We start from the raw sequence: 19,464 nt of genomic DNA, 5'->3' as shown, positions 1-19,464 counted from the left end.
TCCAACGCATGCAATATTTTGATGTGATTATAGTATTTGTGGTTATTGCATTTATTCTTGTATCGCTATACAAGGAAATAATGGGTGCAGCATTCACATTTTTCGTTGCTGTGATGGTTTTAGGAATTTTTAAGATTCTAACACCAGCGGAGATATTAGCTGGATTTGCTAATGAACAGATTGCTGTAATTATCATGCTGTTGTTATTGGGGGATGCTATTCGTCAGACGTCTGTTATCGAAATATTCTTTGCCCGCATATTTCCTGTCTCCTCAACCTATCGAAGTTTTCTTGGAAGGATGATGTTATGGGTTGGCGGTTTTTCTGCATTTTTAAATAACACCCCTTTGGTGGCAGTCATGATGCCCTATGTGCATCAATGGAGTAAGCGGAATGGAGTGTCCTCTTCTAAGTTATTAATACCCTTATCTTATGCGGCTATTTTAGGAGGTTGCGTAACATTAATAGGTACTTCTACCAACCTTATTGTGGGAGGAATGGTAACCGATCAGGATATTATGCCAGGACTTCGACCTTTGGAGATGTTTGACTTTTTCTGGGTGGGTTTTCCGATGCTGGTTGTAGGATTTTTGTATCTGTACATATTTAGCTATAGGTTATTACCTGATAGAAGCACTGCAATTGAAGATTTTAAGGAGTCAGAGAGGAAATACCTGGTTGAAGCGGAAGTGAGAAAGAATTCGAAGTTGATTGGTAAATCATTAAAAGATGCTGATCTGAATGGGCAGTATGGACTGTTGTTGGTTGAAGTAATCAGAGGTAAGCAAATCATACAAATTCTAAAAGATAAATTTATATTACGGGAAGGTGATTTATTGCGATTTGCCGGGGATAATAATAATATTGCAAGTTTGCTTTCTGATAATAGCGATTTAACTGTACCTTCTGTTGGAATGATGTCAAAATTGAAGCGATCGCAGATTGTTGAAATTGTGATTTCACATAATAGTTCATTGATAACAAAACAGATAAAGGAAATATATTTCAGGGGTAGATACGATTCTGCTTTGTTGGCTATTCATCGTAATGGAGAGAGAATAACAGGTGCTATTGAGGAGATTAAACTTAAGGCAGGTGACGTATTGTTATTACTGGCTGGAGAAAATTTTACCAGTCATATACAAAACCAGATTGACTTCTATGTTATTTCTAGGGTGAAAGAATTAAGAAAGCCTGAACGTTATAAAATATGGGTTTTATTTGGAGGTACATTATTAGCAATCTTTTTAGCTGCAGTAAAGTTGGTGCCTCTTTTCATTGGACTATTAATAGTGCTGGCGGCAATTAACATACTACGAGTAGTATCAGCTAAAGACTTGCCGAAAAGTATTGATTATAATCTTGCTGTGATTATCGCACTATCGTTGGCCTTAGGAACTGCTATGATGAAAACGGGTGTGGCTGATATGATTGCAAACTTTGTAATATCGGTATTTCTGCCGTTAGGAAGGATATCTTTATTGATTGGTATCTTTTTGATCACCTCAGTACTGGCAGCTTACATAACAAATAAGGCAGCTGTAGCTATCGTATTCCCTATATCAATTACAGCCGCTAAAAACCTGGGATTAGATCCAATGCCTTTTATTTTGATTGTTTCATTTGGAGCAGCAGCTAATTTTTTAACACCTATAGGTTATCAGACTAACTTAATGGTTTATGGTCCGGGTGGATATAACTTTAAGGATTTCTTTAAGATAGGTTTCCCACTAACAGTACTCTACATGATAGTGACAGTAGCTGTTTTAAGCTATATGTATTTTTAATTTTCTAAACGTTATTTATTCACTAAGGCTTAAGTTTGATTACTGCGTTTTGAGAATGAACAACTAATTATCATTTTAATCCGAATCCAATTGTATTTTTTAATAGTCTGGTTTTAGTAATGTCCCAATAATTTGGCTATACGGTTGATGTATTTGTTTTGATTGGGATCAATGGCTTTGTTATTGGATTTTGCAGAAAGAAGTTCTTTTCTAAGCTCAATAAAAGCATCTGATATTTCGGTTAAGTTTTGTTGGCTTTTAACCAATTTTTGTTCCATACCCTTTACTTCAGTTGCTTGTGCTTCAACGGCCTTTGAAAGTTCGTATTTCTTTGAGTTTGATTCGGTAAGTTTAGTTTTAGTTGCGGCCAGTTCTGCCTGTAAAGCCTCGCTTCGTTGTTTGGCCATTTTTATTGAATACTGAAGGTTGGCCGTGTCTCTTTTTAGGGTTGTAATAGTTTGTAATGTTCCTTTTAATTCTTCTTCGGCCAGATACCCTGCCTTTTCCTTGGCTTTGAATTTACCTAAGGTTTCTTTTAGTTTTTGATTTAACTCAGAAGATTCATCTTCCAATTGTGTAACCTTTATCATCAAATCAGCAATCTCATCCGATCGAAGTGAATTGCTTTTTCCAAAATCTGTCTTAATCTCTTCAAAATCATCAATGGCTTGATTCAAGTCACTTTGTAATGCCTTATTTTCTTTCTTTTTTTCAGTTAATTCATCTGCTAATTCATTTTTCTCAAGCATTAAAGCTTCGTATTTCTTTTTTGAAACAATGCATGAATTTAATGTTAGAGAAATAGCGAGTAATATGAAAATGTTCTTAATCATGGCCAGACTTTAAAAATGATTTTTAATTTTATCAAAATTATAAAAAACTTCTACAATGCAAATTCGAATTTTAAAAGTCGTCTTACTGTTCATGTTATTTGTAAGCGGAACAGTTTTTTCTCAGAATATAACCATAAAAGGTAAGGTGTTGGATGCAGAAACCAATCAACCTGTTGAGTTTGCTAATATTGGTATTGTAGGATCGTTTATGGGAACAGCTTCCGATTTTAATGGAGGCTTCGAACTTACCATTAGTGAAGAATTTAGAAGTTACCCGGTAAGGATTTCTGCAGTCGGTTATCAACCAAAAGAATTAAGGGTAGGAGATTTAATAGATGAGATTGGTGTTAATGTGAAACTTATCCAACAAAGCTATGGAATTGATCAGGTTGAGGTGATGGCAGAATCAAAGCGGTTGTACGGTATTTTAAAGACAGCTGCCAATATGATTTCAGATAATTACATGCAGGCATATGCTTCCAATGTTTATTTTTCTCAAACAGTTAGTAAAAGCCAGAAAACTGAAGTGGCATTGGATTATGCAGATGCTTCGGGGTATGGAGACAGAAGTTATAATAATGCCTACCAGAAGCGTGACTATAAAGTAAAGGAAGTTCGAAGGAATTTTGAACAAAAACCTTTAAAGAAAGGGATGCTCAGAGCTGATGATGTTTTGGAATTTGATATTGTAAGAGTTAGGGGGAATGTGTTGGATGCTGATGTGGTAGATCAATTCGACCTGGAATTAGTTAAAAACGATAGTTCTCCCAAAGATTCTGTGTGGGTAATAAAATATAGCCTTTCTAAACCCGATTTTGCTGCCACAGGAGATGAACAGGTGATTTCATATATAGGAGTTGTTTATATATCCTCGGTTGATTATGCAATTCTTCGAAATGAGTTAGAAGTGGTAAGTAAAGGTTATCATCATGCTGGCCGAGCGTCAGGTTTAGTAAGTAGTAGTGGGGAGTATAGTTATAAGGTTAATACAAGTTACCGAAAAGCTATAGATAATAAATATGCACTTAGTAAAATAGAATATTCAGGTTCCGGATCTACAACGATAGATATGATTTGGGTAAATTATGACTATCGTTCTGAAATGGATACACAAATAAAAGGTAGATCTTATTATACGACTCAGCAAACCGATGACAGTTTTTGGAATCGGTTTACTTTACCGAAAGAATAAAAAAAACGGGATTGATGAAATTCAATCCCGTTTTTTATTGTGCTAAAATATTTAGGCTCTTTGTTGATAGCATCTTATCCAGTCAACACTTAATGCTGATGGTAAATTAATTTTCTCTACATCCTTAAGCAGATGAGAGCTAAAAACAAGGTACATGGGGTGTTGAGGTATGTTTTTAGTTTGTTCGTGCACAGTAACCCCATTTACAGTCCACGTAAGTTTGTCTTTGCTCCATTCCAAACCATAGATATAATAGTCTGAATCGAATTTTACGCCATTAACGGTTGTAACATTGTGTAAAGCATTATTGCTGTTGTCGATGGTGTGACTACCAGCTTTGAAATTTTTAGCGCCTCCTTCAGCAAATCTAAAAATGTCTATTTGAGGGGCAATGCTTTCACCAACCATCCAGAATGCATGATTTAAAGGAGAAGAGTCATTAACCTTCACTTTAGCTTCAAACTTACCGTAAAGCTGACGAAAACTTTGTCCTGTGCTAATTAATGCTGATGAGAAATTGAATTCTTTTGGTACAAATCCTAATTTGTCATCCCATACTTTACCTTTTATTTTACCTTCTTTGGTGGTTAAATGAGCTACACTATCTCTTAATTGTATATTTGAATCGCTAAAAAATTGCTTTTCATCTTTTAGTACATATACATCGTTTAAAAGAGCTTTTCCCCAATAATAGCCATTAATCCATTTGTTCTGATCGATTTGAGCACTGTCAAAATCATCTTCAAATGTTACTTGCCACTTATCTATTTCTTTAAATAAATCTTTATTCTTAATTTTCTCGAACCATTTAAATTCCGGTGTTTTCTTGATGTCTTCATATTCCGAAATTAGCGCATGTTCCTTTGATTTTGCAAAACGTTTAGGATCTTCAAGATCTTTCTTGAAAGCGATGAAATCAGCTGATTCAACCTCTTCTTTTAAACTTTCAAAGGTTGCCAGTCTTTCTGAATTATCAATATTGATAAAGTTCTTATAAATGGCCTTGTTGGTTTCTTTATAATAGAACTTGATGTCTGAATCCTTTTGAAGACTTTTAAACTCCTTGAATTTTGTATAAGCTTCTGATTTTTTGTAGTCCTTTTTGCTCTTTGCTTCTCTGAATTCAGCGCTATCAATCCATTTTTTAATTTCGCTGTACTGTTTTAAGATGTCTGATTGAGCAATGGAGTTAATTCTTTCAGGATTATGAGAGGCTTTATATTTAAAATACTTCTTTAAATCGCTAGACTTTCTTAAAGATTCAAAATCCTTTAACTTTCTGTATTCAGGTGTATCCTTAAACTTTTCGCTCTTTAGCTGCTCTACTTTTTTAATAAAGTCGCCAGAATGAACGAGTGTGTCTAATTCTTTAAATCTATTATAGTTACTAGAATTTTCAAAGTCGATTAAGCGTTGATAATCGCTTTTTAATTTTTCCTGTTCAGCTTCGTATTTAGCTGTCTGAGGATATTTGCTTCCAAAAAGTGAGTTTAAAAATGAGGCCATTATTTAATCGGTTTATGGGCATTAATTATACAGTTCATACGGTAGAATTAGAATAAAGTTAACTTAAAAGGGCTAATTTTTTAATAGTTGTAAAATGTTGTGCGTTTTTGATCACTTATTTGTTCGTTAACGAACAGGTTTGGTTGGATGTATTATTTATAAAATACAGTGGGTAAGCGATATGTGCTTTTTGGATCGATGGTTGATGTATAGTAATTGTTGATGCAGGTTAAAAGTGCTTTCAATTTTTACATTGGAAAAGATGTTTAATAACAGATTAACGATTTTTAACAATACGTAAAATGCTACAAGTTATAAATTGAAAGGTTTTTTAAAGTGCAGAAAAACAAGGTTTAAGAATTGTTTAAGGATTTTTAAATTGGATTGGAGGTTATAAATAGAATGTTGGGAGTAGTCGAATTGATTTAGATCATGATTTATAATTTGTAATTAATTCTTTTTTGTACCCGAAACGAGACTATATAAAGATAGTAGCAGTTATAGATCATTTATAAAACGGAGAATTATGAATGTATTAAGAGAAATAGTAAGCTTTTACGATTCGATAGGAATGGAAGATATGGGACAGGTGAAACTAATGAACCGTATTGATACAAAATTTTTATTGTCTCCAAAAGTGTTGATTTCATGTTTGTCTGAACATATTGAAGACTACAAAGTGGTTGAAATTAAAGGCAGACGAATACTTTCATATCATACCAATTATTACGATACAAATGATCTGAGAATGTACTATGAGCACCATAATGGTAAAAATAGAAGATATAAAGTTCGCTATAGAAAATATGCTGAAAGTGGTGATGAGTTTTTAGAAATAAAAATGAAACATAAAGGCAGAACTCATAAGAAAAGAGTTGCTGTAAATGGCTTTGAAGAAAGTATTAAAGGTGATGAAAAACAATTTGTTGATGTAAATTCACCATATCATGCTAATGATTTGATATCTGTTTTATCTACAGATTTTGAGCGTATTACATTAGTTAGTAAGACTACGTGTGAACGTATTACTATTGATTTAAATATTCAATTCTCTGATAAGCAGTCTACAAAGGATCTTGATAATTGTGTAATTGTTGAGGTTAAGCGTAACCGTGAAGATGTTTACTCTTCTTTTGCCAGAACAATTAAGAAGCATGGTTTCTTACCTCTTTCAATTAGTAAGTATTGCCTTGGTACAATAGCATTGAATAATGATGTAAAGTACAATCGGTTCAAACCAAAATTGCGTACGGTAAGCGGTTTGATGAATAAGGAAGATAATGCTTTTGCAGCAGTAGTATAAAAATAGTGATAAATAAAAAATAAGTAATTCAATAATAAACATAGCAATGATGACAATTGAAAGAGTTAAAATAGGATTTGTTTTTATGCTTTTGGTGTTAAGTTGTGTTTCAAGTGTAAATGCTAATAATATACGTCCGAAAGGAGTCTTTGACTCAGATGATGTATTAAAGCTTACTTTAATTGCTGATTTTAATAAGCTAAACACCGAAAGAGATAAATCTGCCGGTTATTTGGAAGGAAAAGTTATTTACAATGATAAAAAAGAAGTTGAATTACCTGTTAAAGTAAAAGTCAGAGGTAATTATCGCTTAAAAGAAACTACATGTGAATTTGCCCCTTTAAAACTTAAATTCTCAAAATCAGATGTTGGGCGAACAATATTTCGTAATAATAGGAAAGTTAAACTAGTCACTCATTGTCAGGAAAATGATGAAATGCTAAATAGCGTTATCCGCGAGTACACAGCATATCGTATTTATAATTCAATTTCAGAGTATAGTTTGCGTGTTCGTTTGGTTGAGATCAATTATGTTGATAGTAACGATGGAACGTCTTTTCAAAAATATGGTTTCTTTATTGAGGATAAGGATGATATGTGTGATAGATTAGGAGCCAAGGAATACAAAGTAATGAATGTAAGATTGGATCAAATAGAGGAACAAGAGATGGTTAAGATGTCGATGTTTCAATATATGATCGGTAATGAAGATTGGTCAGTTCCTATGATGCACAATGTAATATTAGTAAAAGATGACAATCACAGCCCCTATATAGCCATACCATATGACTTTGACATGTCATATTTTGTAAATCCTCCTTATAGAAAAGAAATTACAGGGCCTGTTGAAACTGCTACAATATATAAAGGAGATAAGGTTAAATTTGATGAATTAAGAAAACAGGTTACTCATTTTACCGAAACCAAAAATGAGGTTCTTAATATGATTTTAGATCTACCTCAAATGTCATTGGAGTGTAAACAAAGGTGTTTGAGTGAGATAGAAGAGTTCTACGCAAAATTAGAGACTAAAAGCAGCCTTCGTCGTAACTTTATGGCGCATGTAAAGTAGGTTTGTGGCTGAATTACCTTCATAAAATGACAAAATACCTATTGTCGAAAACAGGAAATTTTATAATTTTGCAATCGCTATTGCGAAAATAGCTCAGTTGGTAGAGCACGACCTTGCCAAGGTCGGGGTCGCGGGTTCGAGTCCCGTTTTTCGCTCGCTTGAAGAGGAAGTTTAACTTCCTTTTTTATTGTCGCCCAAGTGCTGAAATTGGTAGACAGGCACGGTTGAGGGCCGTGTGTCCTACGGACGTGCGGGTTCAAGTCCCGCCTTGGGCACTGGATAGGATTCCAAAAAAAGTAGAAAAGCGCTTAAAACTAATGTTTTAAGTGCTTTTTTGTTTTCTCGAAAAACCATCAAAAAGCATTAAAATAGGGGGGTACTAAATCGAGACCTATTCATTTTCGGTCGAAAAATAGTCTCGGCAGAATTAAGAGTATTGAAGAGTAAACAATTAAATGGCAGAAATTTTTCAATTACAGCTTTTTAGTTTAACAAAAAAAAGTTTTATATATCATTAACTCTCTACTAATGAGGTTTGTTAGATGGACTCTACCTTACAAACTACTGATCTTGGATGCTTCTTTTTTCTAAGTGCTGCTAAAAGAAGTAAAACCTATTTTTGGGTGTATAATCGTTCTTTTATAATTTATTGATCTTTTTGGGATATTATATGACATGATTAGGTGCTATTCATAAATGATGGCCAAAGTAATTTTGTGACAAATTTTTCAAACCTGATTAAATAATGAAAACGTTAGTCCTATTACTTTCGCTATTAATAATTCCTTTCGTTGCAAACTCTCAGATAAAGCTTACACGGGTCCATTCTAATATGGAGGCTTATGAGTTTAATGGAGGAGAAAAAGCATTGCATTGGGTAACCAACGGGCGAATAGCTTTAAGTTCTCGCGATGCAATAAACCTTGAAGTGATTGGGGCATATTATACACGAGACGGAATTACAGATTGGACTCCTGGCGATTTCAGTATTACCTATTCGCGCAGCTATGCTTCATCAAAAGTTGGTTCAAGTGGCTGGCAAGGATGGTCGCCTATTGTAAAATTGGTTATGCCAACAGGTGATCCGGCAAATGCAGCTATTTTTGGTCATTGGCTATTGGAACCGGCGGTGCAATATAAATGGTTGTTAAAAGATCAACGTTTTTATATCAGCAACAAATGGCGTTATAACTTTCCGCTAGCTAATACAGGAGAGTGGCCCGAGCCTCCCATTTTACTTCGCTTCGAACCGAAGTTTGGATTTACTTCAGATAAGTGGTCGGCAGCTTTCAGTTTAGATAATCGTGCTGTTTTTAATCAGGATGCATTTGTAATATATGCACGAGTAGATGCAGGATATAAATTAGGTAGTAGGAGTGGATTAAATGCCTTTTATACCAACCGTGTGAGACATCAGGTTTTATTTAAAGCCTATGGTGGAATTGGTTTTTACTACAATTTTTAAAGTTTCTGGTCTTCATTCCTAGTGAATCCTTTAACAGGGTTACGATTAGTTAATATTTCTGCTGGATTTTAGAGTGCTACATATTTCGGTTTGACAGTTTTGGGATACCTGATGACATTTTTGGAGTAAAAGATCATAGTGGAATCATGGATATTTGTATCAGAATAATTTTTGAAAAACAAACAATTAATAAATAAATCAATCATGAAGACGATACGTTTAACTTTAGCAGCAGCCTTAATGAGTATGGTTGTGACAGTAGGAGCGCAGTCGCCTCCAATTCAGAACAACCAGGAAGTTACCCCTGAAATCGAAAAGGAAAGAGCAGAAGCAGAAAAAGCAGAAGCCAATGCTAAAACTGATATCAAAGTTGGAAAACTGTATCTAACGGCACTTCCTGCATTAGCATCTAATCCGGCATATGGTTTTATTTATGGAGCAGCTGCATCAGGTAGTATATTTTTAGGTGATCCGTCAACTACCAATATGTCTAATTTGATGGCAATAGCCACATACACAACAAAAAATCAGTTAATGATTGCTCTACGTGGTAACTTATACACCAACGAAAATAAATGGATGTTACAGAGTGATTATAGATTTTTTGATTCTTCGCAGCCCACTTTTGGCTTAGGAACAGGTGCCGATGGAAATACCTTAATTCCTGGAGTATCACCTTTGGGCGAAGATGAACTATATGAAGGAGAAGGTATGGAGTTTAATTTTATACGGGCCCACCAAACAGCACTGAGGCAAATAAAACCCTCGTTGTATTTCGGTGGAGGTATTCATTTTGATCGTTTTTCGGATATTAATGATAACATATTGGATAAAGAAAATGGTATTTATTCTAATCATTATACTTATAGTATGAAGCATGGTTATGATCCAACTGGTTATAATTTGGTGGGTGTTTCGGCAAGTGCTTTATATGATACCCGTGATAATATGGCTAATCCATATTCAGGACGTTTTGCTAACATTTCTTATAAGTACAATGCCGACTTTTTAGGTAGTGATCAAAGCTCATCTACTCTTTGGATGGAATATCGTGATTATTTTAGTGTAAGTAAAAATGTACCCCGAAATGTACTTGCCGTTTGGACCTATGCTAATATTACAACACACGGACATCTACCTTATATGTTAATGCCTGCAACTGCCTGGGATCAGATGGGACGATCAGGTCGTGGTTATGCTCAGGGACGCTGGAGAGGTGATGATATGTTTTATGCTGAGGCTGAATACAGGTTCCGTTTACCTCTTTTGGCTAAAAACCCTGATTTATTTGGTGGTGTAGTATTTGCCAATGCTACTTCGGCCTCTGCTCGCGATGCCAATGTAAACTTATTTGACAACTGGGCTTTTGCAGCTGGTGCTGGTTTGCGTATTCAAATCCAAAAAGCAACGCGTACTAATCTTGGATTCGATTATGGTGTAGCTAATGATGGTACTGGTGCCTTTTATATAAACCTTACCGAGTATTTTTAAAATAATGGTTAATTGTTAATGATAAAAGGGTCGCAACAGTTTTATTAGCGGCCTTTTTTGAGATATTGAAACACTTTCAATAAGTTTATGACAGGAATGTATGAATTTTATTATCCGGGAATTACTTCTTTGGGATTAACACCTTTTACTTTTTTAAACATCAGCGAGAATTTCGATACGCTGTTATATCCCATGTCAAAACCTACTTCCATTACTGTATACTGGCCGGTTTTTAAGCGTCGATAGGCTTCATCCATTTTGGCATGGGTATAAAACTGGTAAACCGAGCAGTTGAACAAAGCTTTAAAATCGCGCTGAAGCTTTGATACACTTACAGCAAATTCATTGGCCAAATCTTCCAGATTGATTTTGGACTCAACGCTTTGGATTACTTTGTCTTTGATTATCATTAAGCGATTGTAATCATCAACATGTAGTCCGTGTAATTCATCTTTATTCAATAACTTCTGAACCGATTGCATTAGAGTCGTAAATAATTCAAACGCTTTGGCATGCACCAATAAAATTCTACCCGAATCGCTATTATCGTAATGTAAGAGATCAAATAACAGACGATCCATCTCAGTTGTTAAATGCAGATGATAGCCTTTTGCTTCATCGTTTTCGAATAATTTATCAAAAATATCCACGGCTTCGGGCATTAATTCCTGAAGTCCCTTTCTGTACAGTTTAAACGATACAGATTGATGCTGATGATTGGCATGAAATTCTGATTTTAATGGAAATAATCCATTATATATAAAAATACCTTGAGGAGAACCAGCCTCCATCAATTGTTGTTCATTATTGTAATCCTGCACCACTTTTCCTTCTTTCACAATATTAATGTGATAATAATCGGGTATTTCGTCCGGAGTTCTGTCAATAACGATGTTATAATCGTAGTTTCCCTGTACAACCATAAACTCAAACTCAGGGAAATAAGAGTAGGCAGTAATTTTCCATTCGCTATTACCTCTTTTATATATGAGTCGTTTATCTTTTACTTCGGCTTTAAAACTTTCTTCAAAAGCTCTTAAATAGGTTTGAATATCACCTTCTTTTATCTTTATGTATAAAGGATCTTGTGTTTTCATTGGTGTCAAGTTCTGGCTTTAAAGTTAATCGAAATCCTTTGTTAATAAAGAACAAAACGACTTTGAAGTAGTACTCATTTTGTTTTGATTACTTGTTAAATGCTGCAAAAGGGTTGAGGGTTGATAGAATTGGGACTGGACTCTTACAAATCTTAAATGATATTTGTAACAGTAAAAATTAGTAAAATTTAAAAGCTATTAGATATGAATATAAAGCAATTTTTTTTGATGACAATTTTGGGTGTGTCGCTTTTAGTAGCGTCTAATGCCCAGGCACAGAAATCATTTTTTAATCCGGAAGTACCCGACATTGTTCAGTACGAAGTAACACCTGATGTAAAGTACGGAGAAGGCAAAGTTAATGCAAACGGCAAAGTTGCCATGAAGGACCTAACCATGGATGTATATTATCCAAAAGCTGAATCAAGCGAGCCACGTCCTGCTGTTATTTTAACTTACGGTGGTAGTTTTCACCGTGGTAATCCTCGTTCTCCCTATACCGGATTTGGAGGGCAAACAACATCAATGAGCCAGTATGCCATGCGTTATGCTGCCGAAGGTTTTGTGGTATTTACCATTAATTATCGCGTAGCTCCCGATAATCCTATTGTAGACGAATACTCAGGATACACTGAAGACGATATTGACGTAAGTATATTTACAAATCCAGCTGCGGTAGCACAAACAAATGTTATTCGCCAGCAGATGGGATTGGAGCCTTTAACAGATGAAAATGCCGAACCGGTTTTGAAAGCTACTGTTTTAGCGGCTGCCGAAGATTTGCGCACAGCCATCCACCATGTTAAAGCTGAAAACAAAACTTATAATATTAACCCTGATAAGATTGCATTGGGTGGATTCTCTGCCGGAGCAGTAACCTCTATTAATGTGGCATACGGAATGCAGGAAGATGTATCGGCTGTATTTATCAACTCGGGATTTGTGGCCGGACTGAAAGTGGCAAACAAAATTGCTGCATCGGACAGCAATCCTCCCATTATGATGTTTATGAGTGATAATGACTACCCTGTAGTATCTATGTTTACCCAACCACTGATTCAAATTTTTAAAGCGAATAACGTAGAATACCATTTTAACTGGGTTCCGGGTTTCGGGCATTTTTATCCGGGAGGAGCAGTAACTTTATCTGATGAGGGCGATAAAGCACCACTTATAGAAAGAACGCTGGGGTTTTTAAAAGAGAAGCTGCAATAAGCATTTAAAAAAGCTAAGCCTGTACTACTTTAGTGCAGGCTGGCCTAATTAAAAATGAATGACATGAAGAAACTTGTTTTATCACTAGTTATTGCACTAACAGGCTTATGGGCCTCTGCGCAATCGGATAAGAAAGAAGTTGAAGCCATAAAAAAGGTAATTGAAACAGCTTATCTCAATGGCGTTCAAAATATTGGTAATATGGACTTGATCGATGCCGGTTTTCATCCCGATTTTCGGATGCAGGTGTTGGAAAAGGACGGAAGCCTGTCAAACGTGTCGCTCGACGAATTTAAACAACGGGTAAAAAACAACATCGATAAAGGTGTACTGCCTCGCCCCGAAGGAAAACAGGTAAGCGTTGAGTTTTTAAGTATCGATGTAAGTAAATATGCGGCCACCCTAAAAATGGATTACATCCTCGAAGGAAAGTCGGTTTACATCGATTATATGCAACTGTATAAATTCCCCGAAGGATGGAAAATCGTAAATAAGATTTATTACACCGTGGGTGATTAAAAAATGATGATTGATTAAAGATTAATGAAGGCCGCAACAGATTGTTGTTGGCCTTTTCTTTTGGTGGTAAATAACTTCAAGTAAAAGCTTGCTTGTTTGATGTGGTCATAGTTGAACCCTTGTTAAGGGTTCTGTTTCGGTTTGCTGTCAGTTTCTCCGGGTTAACACCCGGTGCTATTATTGTTTAATTCCTTCGGAATTATTTACTAACCAGCCAATAAAACAAATCTCGTTCGAATGCAACTTACAAATTATGGCAGAAACCTATTTCTCACAATTGTACAAAACATGAATGCCTAAAAGGCATTAACAACAATAGCCACAGGTGCAACCTATAGACTTTAAGTCCCAATCGGATCCCTAGAACCCTGAAAGGTCTTTATTTGCTTTCATTACTTATTTTTCCGAGTTGACACCCGGAACTACTATTGTTTAATTCCTTCGGAATTAATTACCAACCTGCCAATAAAATAAATATCGTTGGAATAAAACTTACAAATTATGGCAGAAACCCATTTCTCACAATTGTACAAAACAAGAATGCCCAAAGGGCATTAACAATAATAGCCACAGGTGCAACCTGTGTTTTCTGATCAACCTGACAAAAAGAACCCTGAAGGGGTTCAACTGTTAATGTGTATAAATATCCATCTCGACGGAATCAATATCTACGTCAATTGTTTTTGTACTATCAATCTTATATTTTAACCCGGTATCACATCACTTGGATTAATTCCTTTATTTTTTTTAAACATGATCGAGAATTTGGGAATGCTATTATATCCAAGATCGTAACCCACTTGCATTACGGTAAATTTACCTGTTTTTAGACGGCGATAGGCTTCATCCATTTTGGCTTGAGCAAAAAACTGATAGACTGAAATGTCAAATAGTGTTTTAAAGTCGCGCTGCAATTTTGATTTGCTGATAGCAAACTGTTTGGCAATTTCTTCAACATTGATTTTACCCTCAATATTATCTAACATTTCCTTTTTAATTAAAAGTAAACGATTATAGTCATCAATGTGTAAACCATGTAACTCATCTTTTTCTAATAATTGTTTAATGGAATTTAAAAGCATGGTAAATAATTCCAGCCCGCGAGATAATACCATAGTGTTTTTGCCAAAAATACCACTGTTAAATTCATAAAGTTCAGTCAAAAGCCTTTCCATCTCAATAGGTAATTGGGTGTGATAGGCAGTTGGCTCATCGTTTTCAAATAAGGTTTCAATAATGGGCAATGCTTCGGGCATTATTTCGGCTATAGCTTGTTTTGATACTTTAAAAACAATAGCCTTGTAATCCTGATTGGCTGGTATGTTTGATTTTAAAGGGAAACCACCATTGTATACAAATACACCTTTATTAGTGCCGGCTTCTGCAGTTTTCTCTTCGTTATCATAGTCCTGCATTATTTTACCCTCTTTAATCATATTAAAATGATAATAGTCGGGTCTTTCATTTGCAATTCTATCAACTACAATATTATTATAGAAGTTGGTACTAAGTACCCCCAGTTCAAAATCAGCTGCAATAAGCTGCGAAGAGAGATGAAAATAGTTAGAACCTTTTTGTATCTCAAACCTGTTTTTTATTCTCTTTTGCTCAAAAACCTCCTCAACTACCTTAAAGTAGTTGTTCATTCCGCCTTCAGTAACCTTTAAAATTGTTGTGTCCAATGTGTATCTGTTTACTCACGTAAAGTTAAAGAATCATTTAGTGTTTACAATTATTTGAATAGTTTGCTCATACAATACTACCGTTATGTTTTATTTTTGGCCTTAAATTATGCTTTTGGGTTCTTTGGGAATTGGGTTGGTACAAACGGAGATGATTGTAACCTCCATAATCCTGATATTTGAATTGTTAATTTAAATACAAGTTCAGCAATGCTTTAGTAAGCCTAAATAGCTGATCAATTTTGTAACTACTAAAAATAATTGATATGAGAATTACATTATTACTTTCAGGATTGTTCCTGATATCGACAATGAGTTTTGCACAAAAGACAAGTAACAAGCTGGATGGAACCGATGGTTTGCAACCAATTTCAGAATTTAAGGAAGATATTAATTCAACAGATGCTCAGAAGTATCGTACCGAATACAGGGCATTAAATTTTATTAAGGCCGATCAAACGGGAGCTTACGGTTTTTTAAACCTACCCGAAGTTTCGCCAACAGCAACAGTCTACAGAAACGGACAGGTTTCTTTTTTAGAAGAAAATTTGAATGAAGAGCTTTGGAATACGATTACCAAAACCAATGCCGGAACCATGCCTTTATCTGAATTAGTACAAAACGACAGTGCCCGTATGCAGGGGTTGTTAGTTATTCATGATGGTAAAATTGCTCTTGAAAAATACATGGGCATGCGCGAAACAGATAAGCATGTGTGGTTTTCTGCATCCAAAACACTAACCGGAATATTGGTACACATTTTAGAAGAAGAAGGAAAGATTGATCTGGAGGAATCAGTTACGCATTATATACCTGAGTTTAACAGCGCTGATTGGCAAAAAGTGAAAGTAAAACACTTATTGCATCACGTATCGGGTATGGATTATGTTGAAACAAACAAAAACTTTAAAACTCCCGGACATCCATTGGCTATTGGTTTTGCTTATGCGATTGCTACGCGCCACGAGCCATCAGAAAAATCACTTTTTGATATTATGAAGGACGTAAAATTGTATAGAGAACCGGGTGAGGCTTTTGACTATTCAACCATGAATACACAGATCCTGGGTCTTATAATCGAAAAAGTAACCAATCAGAAGTTCGAAGATGTATTAAGTCAGCGCGTATGGGGAAAAAGTGGCATGGAGAGTGAAGGCCATTATGCACTAACTCCATATGGTGAGATCTTAAATGGAGCTATCTTTTCATCTCGATTGAGAGATATGGGACGTTTCGGATTGTTATTTACCGATAGTTGGAATAAGGTGTCTCAAGAGAAAGTTGTTTCGGATAGTTACTTCGAAAAAGTAAATGACAAAACATACAGCGACGCATATTTAAAAGGTGAGCAGGGTACTAACAATGCAAAATACTTTGGCGAAGTTCCTTCGCATGCAAGCTACCAGTGGGATGCAGTGTTTAATGATGGAGATATGTATAAGGCCGGTCGTTATGGTCAGGGTATTTATGTATCGCCCGAAACGAATACTGTGATTGTATGGTTCTCTACTGTATACGAAAACCTGTTATACTTCCCCGGTTTTGCACGTCAAATAATTGATCAAAATTATCGCTAAGCATATTGGTAAAGGGGTTCATTAAGAACCCCTTAGTTTAAAAAAAATAAGTATTGGAGATATTGAATAATCTTTGTCTCCCGGCCATACTTATGCCTAAATAATACTACCACTAACTTAAAATACGACTAGTAAATTCTTAGTTGTGCAATAGCTACAATTCAATTTGACCAAATGAGGTCATAGCTTGATCTGTTTGGAGCCTTTGTTCATGAATAGATATATCATTTTTGCATCATAAAGTGGATATCACGGAATAGAAACTATTGATTGAATTGCCATTAAGCTTATGTGAAATTAAAATAAAGCAATATATTATGAATTATCTAAAAGCATTAATACTTACAGGAATACTCGCGTTTGGTAATATCCTGAGTTTTGCTCAAACACAAGAAGAGATAGCGCAGAAATTACAAAATCCATTGTCAAACATTACTGCGCTACCTATTCAATATAACTTTGGATTAGGAACACCAGATTACGAGGGAACAACTTACACTACCTCATTTCAACCGGTAATGGCCTTTGACTATGGTAAGTTTAGTATGGTACACCGAGCTGTTATTGGTACATCGTACCTACCATCTACTACTTTAGGTAATGGAAGTACTTTTGGAACAACCGATTTAAACTACTCGTTCTATTTTGCTCCTAAAAAGAAGTTGGGGAATTTAGCCTTTGGTGTTGGGCCATCTATCGATATGCCTACAGCCAGTGATCCTTTGTTAGGTAGTGGTAAGTGGAATGCCGGAGCCAGTATTGTTGCTGTGTACCAAAAAAACAAGTGGACTCTGGATATGGTATTCCGTCAGACCAATTCCTTTGCCGGAGATGACGAAAGAGCTGATGTAAACCGTTTTGTCAGTCAAACCTTAGTAGCCTACAGTTTAGGAAAAGGTTGGGTGGTAAATACTTTTCCAACTATTACTGCCAACTGGAATGCTGATAAGGGACAACAATGGACTGTTCCAGTAGGAGGAGGAGTAAGTAAGCTGGTATTTTTAGGTAAGCTTCCAACACAGTTTGGAGTTCAGTATTACAATAATGTGGTACGACCTGATTACGTTGGCAAAAGCGAACTAAGGTTTACAACAACATTTGTATTTTCTAAATAACAGCATTTAAACATTATTGACATGAAAAATATAGCAATCGTATTATTTTCAGCGCTAATTGGATTAGCATCCTGTAATGCCCCTGAAGACAAAGAAGTAACAGCCATTAAACAGCTTATTGAAACATCGTACCTCGAGGGAACTCAGAATATAGGCGATATGGATAAGATTGATGCTGGTTTTCATCCCGATTTTCGTATGCAGGTGCTGGAGAAAGACGGAACCTTGAACAATGTAGGCCGCGAAGGATGGAAGCAAATGGCACAAGATAATATTGATAATGGCGTTCTTCCTCGTGCAGCTGATAAGCAGGTTAGTGTAAATTATTTAGATATTCAGGTTGAAAAATATGCAGCCACACTAAAAATGGAGTACATACTGGAAGGTAAACCGGTGTATATCGACTTTATGCAGCTGTATAAATTTCCTGATGGATGGAAAATCGTAAATAAGATTTATTACACCGTGGGTGACTGATAAATGATTATTGACTAACGATTAATGATAAATGAAAGGCCGCAACAGATTGTTGTTGGCCTTTTTTAATTTCTAAAACTGATTTTTAAATCGGAATTACATCACTTGGATTAATGCCTTTCATTTTTTTAAACATGGTTGAGAACTTTGAGATGCTGCTATAACCCAGATCGTAGCCTACTTCTGTAACCGAGTATTGACCGGAGCGTAACCTGCGTTGGGCTTCGTCCATTTTAGCCTGTGTAAAAAAGTTGTATACAGTACAGTTGTACAATGCTTTAAAATCGCGTTGTAGTTTCGAAACACTAATGGCGAATTGACTGGCAATATCCTCAATGTTTATTTTTCCCTCCACATGCTTAATAATCTCGTCTTTAATCTGTAGAACCCTGTTATAGTCATCAATATGCAAGCCGTTTAACTCATCATCGTCCAATAGTTTTTTTACCGATTTAATTAAAAGGGCGAATAACTCCAGGCCTTTCGATGTGACCAAAATGTTGGCAGTCAGTTTATCTTGCTGGTATAAAAATAAATCCTCAATTACTTTTTGTAATGCCACAGGGATACTGGTGTGATACGCTTTTGCCTCATTTCCTTCAAAAAGCGATTCCAAAATACCTAAGGAATCAGGAATGCTTTTAGTAAAAGCGGTTTTTGAAAATTTAAATACGATCGATTTGTATTCCGTGTTATTGGGGAAATGTGTTTTTAATGGGAATAGGCCATTATAAATAAACATGCCTTTATTCGATCCGGCTTCTATTAAATGTTCTTCGTTACTAAAATCCTGCCGGAGACTCCCTTCACTAATAAGGGCAAAATGGTAAAAGTCGGGCTGCTCATCAGGTATCCGCTCTAAAGTCCAGTTATCTTTAACATTAAGGCTGTGCACCATCATTTCAAAATCATCGAATAATTTATAATTTATTACCGAAACATGGTGTTTACCTTCTCTAAAGTCAAAGCGGTTGCCAATTCTCTTAACATTAAAAGCTTTTTCAAGGCCATTGAAATAGTTGTCACTTCCCCCTTCCTTTATGTTAAGTGTCTTGTTGTTCATTTTTATATAAGGATTTATCAGACGTTCTGCTAAAGATAAGGCTAATAAACTAGATGACAATGTGTGAAAC

Annotated in this window: 16 protein-coding genes and 2 tRNA genes; 13 read left to right on the top strand and 5 right to left on the bottom strand. The window is 35.5% G+C overall.

The genetic code is table 11. The annotated features are described in order from the left end of the window. Positions 1-8: 8 nt before the first annotated feature. On the top strand, positions 9-1,787 hold the full coding sequence (locus KEM10_RS19670) for an SLC13 family permease (protein ID WP_212218506.1): 1,779 nt from the start codon (positions 9-11) through the stop codon (positions 1,785-1,787). A 113-nt stretch (positions 1,788-1,900) separates the two neighbouring features. Here the strand turns inward: KEM10_RS19670 and KEM10_RS19665 are convergent, their stop codons facing one another. Continuing rightward, a complete protein-coding gene (locus tag KEM10_RS19665) occupies positions 1,901-2,620 on the bottom strand; it encodes a hypothetical protein (protein WP_212218504.1) in 720 nt (239 codons plus the stop codon). A gap of 55 nt (positions 2,621-2,675) precedes the next feature. Between KEM10_RS19665 and KEM10_RS19660 the strand changes: the two genes are divergently transcribed. Next, positions 2,676-3,812, top strand: coding sequence for a carboxypeptidase-like regulatory domain-containing protein (locus KEM10_RS19660; RefSeq protein WP_212218501.1), 1,137 nt, complete (start codon positions 2,676-2,678; stop codon positions 3,810-3,812). A 51-nt stretch (positions 3,813-3,863) separates the two neighbouring features. Here the strand turns inward: KEM10_RS19660 and KEM10_RS19655 are convergent, their stop codons facing one another. Further along, the gene (locus KEM10_RS19655; protein ID WP_212218499.1) at positions 3,864-5,318 is read right to left on the bottom strand and encodes a glycoside hydrolase family 16 protein; all 1,455 of its coding nucleotides are present in this window, start codon (positions 5,316-5,318) and stop codon (positions 3,864-3,866) included. 526 nt (positions 5,319-5,844) lie between these two features. Between KEM10_RS19655 and KEM10_RS19650 the strand changes: the two genes are divergently transcribed. The 6 genes from KEM10_RS19650 to KEM10_RS19625 all read left to right on the top strand — a co-directional run bounded on the left by KEM10_RS19650 (position 5,845) and on the right by KEM10_RS19625 (position 10,649). Next, entirely contained in the window at positions 5,845-6,621 is a 777-nt protein-coding gene (locus KEM10_RS19650) for a polyphosphate polymerase domain-containing protein (protein WP_212218496.1), read from the top strand. A gap of 49 nt (positions 6,622-6,670) precedes the next feature. Continuing rightward, complete coding sequence (locus KEM10_RS19645) at positions 6,671-7,693, top strand: hypothetical protein (RefSeq protein ID WP_212218493.1); 1,023 nt, start codon at positions 6,671-6,673, stop codon at positions 7,691-7,693. Positions 7,694-7,775: 82 nt separating this feature from the next. After that, positions 7,776-7,848: transfer RNA gene (locus KEM10_RS19640), tRNA-Gly, on the top strand. Positions 7,849-7,885: 37 nt separating this feature from the next. Then, positions 7,886-7,968: transfer RNA gene (locus KEM10_RS19635), tRNA-Leu, on the top strand. A gap of 470 nt (positions 7,969-8,438) precedes the next feature. Continuing rightward, positions 8,439-9,158: a hypothetical protein gene (locus tag KEM10_RS19630; RefSeq protein ID WP_212218490.1), complete on the top strand. Its 720-nt coding sequence runs from the start codon at positions 8,439-8,441 to the stop codon at positions 9,156-9,158. 204 nt (positions 9,159-9,362) lie between these two features. Then, positions 9,363-10,649 carry a BamA/TamA family outer membrane protein gene (locus KEM10_RS19625; RefSeq protein WP_212218487.1) on the top strand — a complete coding sequence of 429 codons (1,287 nt, stop codon included), beginning with the start codon at positions 9,363-9,365 and terminating at the stop codon, positions 10,647-10,649. 110 nt (positions 10,650-10,759) lie between these two features. On the opposite strand, the gene KEM10_RS19620 is transcribed toward KEM10_RS19625, so the two are convergent. Further along, on the bottom strand, positions 10,760-11,746 hold the full coding sequence (locus KEM10_RS19620; protein ID WP_212218484.1) for a helix-turn-helix domain-containing protein: 987 nt from the start codon (positions 11,744-11,746) through the stop codon (positions 10,760-10,762). Between the two features lie 228 nt (positions 11,747-11,974). Here KEM10_RS19620 and KEM10_RS19615 point away from each other — a divergent pair, with 228 nt between their 5' ends. Together KEM10_RS19615 and KEM10_RS19610 are read left to right on the top strand one after the other, a co-directional pair. Further along, a complete protein-coding gene (locus tag KEM10_RS19615; protein WP_244826050.1) occupies positions 11,975-12,961 on the top strand; it encodes an alpha/beta hydrolase in 987 nt (328 codons plus the stop codon). 63 nt (positions 12,962-13,024) lie between these two features. Continuing rightward, entirely contained in the window at positions 13,025-13,480 is a 456-nt protein-coding gene (locus tag KEM10_RS19610) for a nuclear transport factor 2 family protein (RefSeq protein WP_212218478.1), read from the top strand. A 704-nt stretch (positions 13,481-14,184) separates the two neighbouring features. Here KEM10_RS19610 and KEM10_RS19605 read toward each other — a convergent pair. Beyond that, entirely contained in the window at positions 14,185-15,162 is a 978-nt protein-coding gene (locus KEM10_RS19605) for a helix-turn-helix domain-containing protein (RefSeq protein ID WP_212218475.1), read from the bottom strand. Positions 15,163-15,428: 266 nt separating this feature from the next. On the opposite strand from KEM10_RS19605, the gene KEM10_RS19600 reads away from it, so the two are divergent. The 3 genes from KEM10_RS19600 to KEM10_RS19590 all read left to right on the top strand — a co-directional run bounded on the left by KEM10_RS19600 (position 15,429) and on the right by KEM10_RS19590 (position 18,331). Continuing rightward, on the top strand, positions 15,429-16,739 hold the full coding sequence (locus KEM10_RS19600) for a serine hydrolase domain-containing protein (protein WP_212218473.1): 1,311 nt from the start codon (positions 15,429-15,431) through the stop codon (positions 16,737-16,739). Between the two features lie 317 nt (positions 16,740-17,056). Then, entirely contained in the window at positions 17,057-17,854 is a 798-nt protein-coding gene (locus tag KEM10_RS19595; RefSeq protein WP_212218470.1) for a hypothetical protein, read from the top strand. Positions 17,855-17,875: 21 nt separating this feature from the next. Next, positions 17,876-18,331, top strand: a complete 456-nt coding sequence (locus KEM10_RS19590) for a nuclear transport factor 2 family protein (protein ID WP_212218467.1) — start codon at positions 17,876-17,878, stop codon at positions 18,329-18,331. A gap of 85 nt (positions 18,332-18,416) precedes the next feature. On the opposite strand, the gene KEM10_RS19585 is transcribed toward KEM10_RS19590, so the two are convergent. Next, positions 18,417-19,394: a helix-turn-helix domain-containing protein gene (locus KEM10_RS19585; RefSeq protein WP_212218464.1), complete on the bottom strand. Its 978-nt coding sequence runs from the start codon at positions 19,392-19,394 to the stop codon at positions 18,417-18,419. Between the last annotated feature and the right edge of the window lie 70 nt (positions 19,395-19,464).

Origin of the sequence: Carboxylicivirga linearis, assembly GCF_018271995.1 — a bacterium.
Taxonomy (GTDB): Bacteria; Bacteroidota; Bacteroidia; order Bacteroidales; family Marinilabiliaceae; genus Carboxylicivirga; species Carboxylicivirga linearis.
The sequence above is the reverse complement of the archived record's forward strand: the minus strand, read 5'-3'. Positions and strand labels throughout refer to the sequence as shown.

Coding starts and splice junctions, on each gene's coding strand:
- KEM10_RS19620 (WP_212218484.1), bottom strand. CDS start 11,746: ATGAAAACACAAGATCCTTTATACATAAAGATAAAAGAAGGTGATATT.
- KEM10_RS19655 (WP_212218499.1), bottom strand. CDS start 5,318: ATGGCCTCATTTTTAAACTCACTTTTTGGAAGCAAATATCCTCAGACA.
- KEM10_RS19665 (WP_212218504.1), bottom strand. CDS start 2,620: ATGATTAAGAACATTTTCATATTACTCGCTATTTCTCTAACATTAAAT.
- KEM10_RS19660 (WP_212218501.1), top strand. CDS start 2,676: ATGCAAATTCGAATTTTAAAAGTCGTCTTACTGTTCATGTTATTTGTA.
- KEM10_RS19615 (WP_244826050.1), top strand. CDS start 11,975: ATGACAATTTTGGGTGTGTCGCTTTTAGTAGCGTCTAATGCCCAGGCA.
- KEM10_RS19670 (WP_212218506.1), top strand. CDS start 9: ATGCAATATTTTGATGTGATTATAGTATTTGTGGTTATTGCATTTATT.
- KEM10_RS19650 (WP_212218496.1), top strand. CDS start 5,845: ATGAATGTATTAAGAGAAATAGTAAGCTTTTACGATTCGATAGGAATG.
- KEM10_RS19595 (WP_212218470.1), top strand. CDS start 17,057: ATGAATTATCTAAAAGCATTAATACTTACAGGAATACTCGCGTTTGGT.
- KEM10_RS19645 (WP_212218493.1), top strand. CDS start 6,671: ATGACAATTGAAAGAGTTAAAATAGGATTTGTTTTTATGCTTTTGGTG.
- KEM10_RS19610 (WP_212218478.1), top strand. CDS start 13,025: ATGAAGAAACTTGTTTTATCACTAGTTATTGCACTAACAGGCTTATGG.
- KEM10_RS19600 (WP_212218473.1), top strand. CDS start 15,429: ATGAGAATTACATTATTACTTTCAGGATTGTTCCTGATATCGACAATG.
- KEM10_RS19590 (WP_212218467.1), top strand. CDS start 17,876: ATGAAAAATATAGCAATCGTATTATTTTCAGCGCTAATTGGATTAGCA.
- KEM10_RS19625 (WP_212218487.1), top strand. CDS start 9,363: ATGAAGACGATACGTTTAACTTTAGCAGCAGCCTTAATGAGTATGGTT.
- KEM10_RS19630 (WP_212218490.1), top strand. CDS start 8,439: ATGAAAACGTTAGTCCTATTACTTTCGCTATTAATAATTCCTTTCGTT.
- KEM10_RS19585 (WP_212218464.1), bottom strand. CDS start 19,394: ATGAACAACAAGACACTTAACATAAAGGAAGGGGGAAGTGACAACTAT.